Genomic DNA, 6,136 nt, shown 5'->3' on the forward strand with positions numbered 1-6,136 from the left:
CCTCGTCAAGCTTAAATGTTTTCTCCACGGTAGCCTGGAAATTTTTAGCGTAGGTGCTAAGCGGATAGGCGTGGATGACGTCAAGCTTTTGCGAGTATGTATAGCCGTTTTTACCGTCGTTTGCGGTGAAATTTATATATGATTTACCCGTAGCGTTAGCATCGATGACGAAATTTAATTTCGCGTTTTCGTTAGGTTTTAGCTCGATACTGTCGACTGCTAGCTGCGCATTTAGGTTCGTATCTATGCTTAGAGCAACGGTTTTTGGCTCTTTAGTAGTGTTTATCACTCTTAGCGTGTAGTTTACCTGGTCGCCCTGGATCAAATACGCAGTTTGCGTCGGTTTTAGGATGATGTCGTCTTTTACCTTGACGGCATTTACACTAAAGCCAAGCTTATCGCCGATGACGCTAAGTACGGCCAAATTTATCTCGGAGTTGAAGCCGCTAGGTACCTCTACGTCAAAGTTCACTACGCCGTCCGCACCCGCTTTTGCGGTTTGCATTTTGATGTAGGTTTTGACGTTTTTCTTATCGATAGGGCTGGCAAATTTAGCCATTCTCATCTCCATGAGAGCAGCTGCCGCGTCGCCGCCGAAGCTTAGTACTTTACCGTCTTTTTTAAATCCGCTCAAATTTGCGTAGATGTCGTAGTCAAGCACGCCGTCGTTTAAAATTTTGTCAAAAAAGTCAAGCGGGCTCTTTAGCTTTTGATTTGTTACTTGTAGCACGCCTTCATCAACTGCAAATAACGTAACCTCCGCATTTGGCTCAGTTTTTACGGTAGTTTTAAATTTGGAGTTTGACTTCACGACTTTGGGCGCTTCGATGCTGACGTTCGTCGCTCGGTATGATTTGTCCGCTTTTACATAAACTTTGTCGTAGGTTCTAAACGGCATAGTGTCGTTATCGGCTACGCGCATGATAGATGCCGTGACGTAAAGTCCCTCAAAGTCGAAATCAAGGTCAAATTTAGCGTTTGCTACGTTGTTTTCTATATTTACGACTTTATACTTTTTGACGTTTTCGGACTCGACCGTGATGATGCCGATGCCGCTTTTTAGCACAGAGCTAACGTCTACGTTTAGCGAGTCGCCTTTTTTATAGACTTTTTGGTTTAGCTTGATTTTGGCTTTAGCTAGCTCTTTTGTCGGTTGCAAGGTGCCGCCGTAGTCCCAGCCGCTAACATAGATATCTAAATTTGCCGAGTGGCCGCTTAGGATATCGGAAACCACGACTATGAAGTCGCCGCTTTGATTGAAATCATAAACGAATTCGTTGCCGCTAAGAGTATCGCTAAAGACCTTTTCGTAGCGTTTGTTCCATTTTAGATAGCCTTCTTTGTCGTAGTTGTATTCCCAGATCGCTTTTTTGATCTCTACGGCTTTTTGTCTATCTTTTAACTCCTCGTCTTTAAGCGGATCGACGCTGACGAAATTTAGCGTTAGTTTGGAGTTTGAGTCGATGTAGGTGTCGTTTGCTCTGACGCCGACCATCACGTCAAAAGGATATACGCTAAAGTCGTTGCTGGCGCTTACGTTTTTGCCGTCGTCGTTAATGGTAAATACCGCGGTGCCTTTTAAAATGCTTGCGATTTTGCCTTTGTTTTGTAGCTTAAACGCAGTCGCGCCTTTACCCTCGTTATCTAGAGTTACAGGCTTAGTAAACTGATCTAGACCGTTTGCGGCGTATTCGCCGTTGCTAAATTTATACTCTTTAAATTTATCGTTTTTGTAATCTTGCTGATATAAATTTAACGCCACGTCGCCTTCTAGATTAGCCGCCGCTCCGCCAAAAAGGTAGTTGCTTTGCAGTTTTACGTCTATTAGATCGTCTAGAGCGTAAATTTGCTTATCTAGCTTAACTTCGTTTTTGATGCGTTGCGGAGTGAATGACTCGACTGAAAAGTCGTAGCTATCGATGATTTTATTTGCAAAGATCACTTCAAATTTAAACGTTCCGGTTAGTCCAGAGTTTACCGGCTCATCGAAATTTATCACGCCAAGCTCGGTGGTGTTTACGCCTTTATTTAGGATCACTTTATTTTGCGGATCTCTGATTTTTAGCTTAACGGGCATGTTTGAGAGGCTCTTAAACAGCGCGTTTTTGATGATGATCTCGCCTTTTATGTTTTCCTGCGGACGGATAATGTTGCTAGCAAAATGCAAATACGCGCTATACGTCTCGCTTCTATCTTTGGCGTCTAAATTTGACTCCTCGTTTAGGCGTTTGTTTTGCGATAGGGCGATGAAGCTCTGCTCTTTACCTAGCGTTAAAACTGCGCTTGAGACGTCTTTGCCGATGTCTTTTTTGTTAAATTTAAATACGCCTTCGTCGTTTGTGATGCCGCTTGCGATGAGATTGTTTTTAGTGGAGTAAATTTTGACGTCCGCGTTTGCGACCACTTCGTTTTTACTCAAGCGGTTGGCAAATAAAAACACCTCGTCTTTTGAAACCTTCATGCTTAGGCCGATATCGGTTAGATAGACCGCTTTTTGTACGCTTTTATCTTTGTCGTAGTAGATCGTGACTAGATAAACTCCGTCGCCGCCCTCGGCAAAGTCAAGCTTGATCTTGCTTTTTTGCATTTCGTTTTGAGCACCGCCGATCTCGTAGTTTTTGCTAGCTACTTCCTCGGCGTAGTTATCCAAAGGAGTCTCGGTAAAATTTAAAAAGTATCTTAAATTTTGCTCTTTTAGCTTCTCGACGACGACTTTAGCGGTGTTTGTGTTTACGCTTTTTATACCGATCTCGCCCAGGTTAGACATATAGGTGCCGCTATCGGTAAACTCCAAAAACGGCTTTAGATCGCCGAAAGCTACGTTAAATGAGGAGTTTTCTCGTAGCATCGAGTAGTCGTCGCCAAAGCCCTTGTAGAAGGTGACTTTGTAGGTTGTCTGCGGTTTGAAGTCTTTACTGGTAATGTCGATATAGTAGTAGTAATACTCGCCGTCGGCGTCTTGGTGGCTAGTGTACTCCATTTCGCCAACTTCAAAGCTATTTACGCCCTCGACCTTGATAAATTTTTTAATATTATCAGAATCTATCCAATCTTTAAGATAGAGTCTAGCCGCTAGTTTGCCGTTATCTAGGCTGATGCCTTCGACTTCGTTTAAAAACATAGTCTTGGCTTTTGGCTTATCGACGAAATTTTCATCGGGATTTGAGACTTTTTGCACGACCTCAAAACTATCGGCCAAATTTATACCCGAAGTATTTTTGAGGTTTTTAGAAACCGAAAATACTAAATTGTCGCCGCTTTCAAGTAACTTTATCTGAAAGCTTTTAGGCGTTTTGGCTACGATTTTATATTTGATGTTTTGTTTGGCTAAATTTTGCTTGTCGTAAATTTTAAAATTCGCGGCAAACTCATCCTCGCTAACCTCGTCATTAAACACCGCTAAAAAGGTATCTCCGGAGTACTCGATCATATTTGATAGCACGAAATCTCCGCCGTAAAATTTAACCTTACTATCGCCTTTTTTGCACGAGTAGCTTACGCCTTTTGCAAGAGGCTTTTTAGGGTAAAAGAAAATCTGGCTTGATCCGTACTCAAAGGCTCCGGTTATCTCGGGTGCGCACTCGATTATCTTTTTGTGCGTGACTTTGCCGATGAGAGACTGTTCGTTTTGAGCGTATTTGACGCCAAGACTCACCGAGCCGTCGTCTAATGCCCTGCTTGAACCGTCAAGCGTAAAGGCGCTTAAATTTGCCGCCAAAATGCAGCTTAGGCTTAAGCCGACTAACTTGAAACGCATTAAAACCTCCTTATTTCGATATTGATTTCGCTTAAATTCGAATTTTCGTCCAGACACCCGAGCTTATGTTTGCCTTGCGTTAAATTTAATGTATTTTCGCTCGCGTTGTTTACTTTTTCCCACTCGTTTTCATCGATCTTGAGATATATCTCATCGCCGATATATGCGTAACATTTTAGCATAACTTTAGTTAAATTTTCATCGCTTAGCAGAATTTGATTATTTGACGGCGTTGCAACGAGAGGTTTATAGCTTTTAAATTTATAGTAACAAGGACTATCTTTGATATCTTCTTGAGTAATCGCGCCGTTTTTGAGTAAAAATCCTACTTCATCGCCCCTGATACTCTCGCAGATATCTTTTGGCGCAACGCCCTCTATCTGCCAGTCGTCCTCTTCATCTCTGCACTCTTTAAATTTAAACGCATCAAGGCAGGTTTTTTTTGACTTAATGCCGCCTGGCGCGCTCATAAAAGACAATTTTTGCTTTTGAGCCAGCAGCTTAAAGACGTCAAAAACCGTGCGCGAAGCGTCGCTAAATCCGCTTAAATTTTGCGTCTTTTTGCCGTTAAAGTTACCAAACCACACCGCAACCGTGTAGTCGTTATTTACGCCGATCGTATAGATATCGCGCGAGCCGTAGCTGGTGCCGGTTTTAAAGGCGATTTGAGGCGTGTCTTTTGCGTATTGCCACGCGACGCCTAGGTAGCTTCGGGAGGCCGAGGAGAGCATTTTTGAGGTTAGATACGCGCTTTGCGGGCTGATTAGCCGTCCGTAGCCGCTAAGCGTCTTGCCTGCGACTTCAAGAGGTTTTAGCTCGCCGCCGTTTGCGTAGATAGTGTAGAGGTGGGCTAAGCTTAGCAAGCTCATTTCCGCGCTTCCAAGCGCGATACTATCGGCGTAAAATTCCTTTGAATTGCTCACCAAATGCACGCGAGAAAGCAGCTCGTAAAGAGAGTTTTCGCCTAGTTTGTTGTTTAGGCTAACAGCCGGGATATTTAGGCTAAGCGCTAGCGCCTCGGTCGCTGAGATGATACCAAAAAACCTGCTGTCGTAGTTTTTGGGCACGTACTCTCCGAGGAAAATTTCTGTATCTATCATCTGGCTTTTTGGCGTGATGAAACCCTCGTCGAGTCCTAGCGAAAATATAAACGGCTTTAGCGTCGAGCCCACGTTTCTGCTCATCGTTACGCCGTCGTTTTGCCCCTGCGGAGCGTGCCAGTCGTGTGAGCCCACGTATGCCGCTACGCTCATATTTTTGTTGTCGATTATTATCCCGGCGGCGTTGTAGGCGTCTTTTGATTTTAGCGAGGTAGCCGTATTTTTTAGCGCGTTTTCTAGTAAAATTTGCAAATTTAGATCCAAATTTGAGTGCGTAACGCCGTTTTTTAGAGCTTGCGCGGCGTAGTGCCTAGCCTTATAAACGGCGTCGTAGCGTTTGTTTTTAAACGGCTCCCTTTGTGCCCTTTGAAATGCGCTTTGATCTATCACGCCCGCTTTATAAAGCAGCTTTGCGACGCGGTTTTTTAGCGCGTTGATGTTTGATTTTTTATCTAGGCGGTTGGCGTTTGGATTTTTTGGGATCGTGCTTAAAAGCGCGCACTCGGCGATACTAAGCTCGCTTAAATCTTTACCGAAGTAAAACCTCGCAGCAGCAGCCGCGCCCTCGATATTTCCGCCGTAGGGAGCGAGGTTAAAGTAAAAATTTAAAATCTCGTCTTTGCTATAGTGCCACTCTAGCTGAAGCGCGGTAAAGATTTCTTTAAATTTATTCGCGTAGGTGCGCTCATCTCTCTTCATCATACGCGCGACTTGCATCGTGATCGTGGATGCGCCGATGCGGTTAGAGTGCGTGAGATTGTGCGCGGCAGCGCGGATCATGGCAAAGGGATTTACGCCGATGTGGTAGTAGAAAAATTTATCCTCAAACAAAAGAACGCTATCTTTTAGCGTCTGCGGGATGTTTTTAGCCTCAAATCTCCAAATTTCGTCGCTGCTAGGCCGAAGGGCGACGATCTGGCCGTTTTTATCAAAAAGTATGAGCGAATTTTCCCGCTTTAGCGCTTTGACGTCGAGCGGATAGGCGAAGTCGAGCGCCAAAAAAGCTACAAAGCAGAGCAGGGCGACTGCGGCGAAGTATTTGATAAATTTAGCTAAAACTCTTTTCATTTCGCGATTATATCGAATTTGCGCGTAAAATCTCGAAAGATTAAATTTATGATAATTGATATATAATTTCAAATACTAATTTAAGCAAAGGAGATAAAGGCATGGAATATAGAATAGAAAAAGACACGATGGGCGAGGTAAAGGTTCCGAATGAGAAATATTGGGGTGCGCAGACGCAGCGTAGCCATGAAAATTTCGAGATCGGAGTAGG

The 6,136-nt window shown here is 43.8% G+C and carries 3 protein-coding genes; 1 reads left to right on the top strand and 2 read right to left on the bottom strand.

From position 1 onward, the window contains the following. Positions 1–3,757: FixG Ig-like domain-containing protein (locus Q0338_RS01865; RefSeq protein WP_298085275.1), on the bottom strand; the 3,757-nt coding region annotated here is incomplete at its 3' end. After that, positions 3,757–5,925: a penicillin-binding protein 1C gene (gene pbpC, locus Q0338_RS01870; RefSeq protein ID WP_298085276.1), complete on the bottom strand. Its 2,169-nt coding sequence runs from the start codon at positions 5,923–5,925 to the stop codon at positions 3,757–3,759. The genes pbpC and Q0338_RS01865, both read right to left, overlap by 1 nt. Before the next feature lie 101 nt (positions 5,926–6,026). Between pbpC and Q0338_RS01875 the strand changes: the two genes are divergently transcribed. Next, positions 6,027–6,136: hypothetical protein (locus Q0338_RS01875; RefSeq protein ID WP_298085277.1), on the top strand; the 110-nt coding region annotated here is incomplete at its 3' end.

Source organism: uncultured Campylobacter sp. (genome assembly GCF_938018145.1).
Taxonomy (GTDB): Bacteria; Campylobacterota; Campylobacteria; order Campylobacterales; family Campylobacteraceae; genus Campylobacter_A.

Coding starts and splice junctions, on each gene's coding strand:
- pbpC (WP_298085276.1), bottom strand. CDS start 5,925: ATGAAAAGAGTTTTAGCTAAATTTATCAAATACTTCGCCGCAGTCGCC.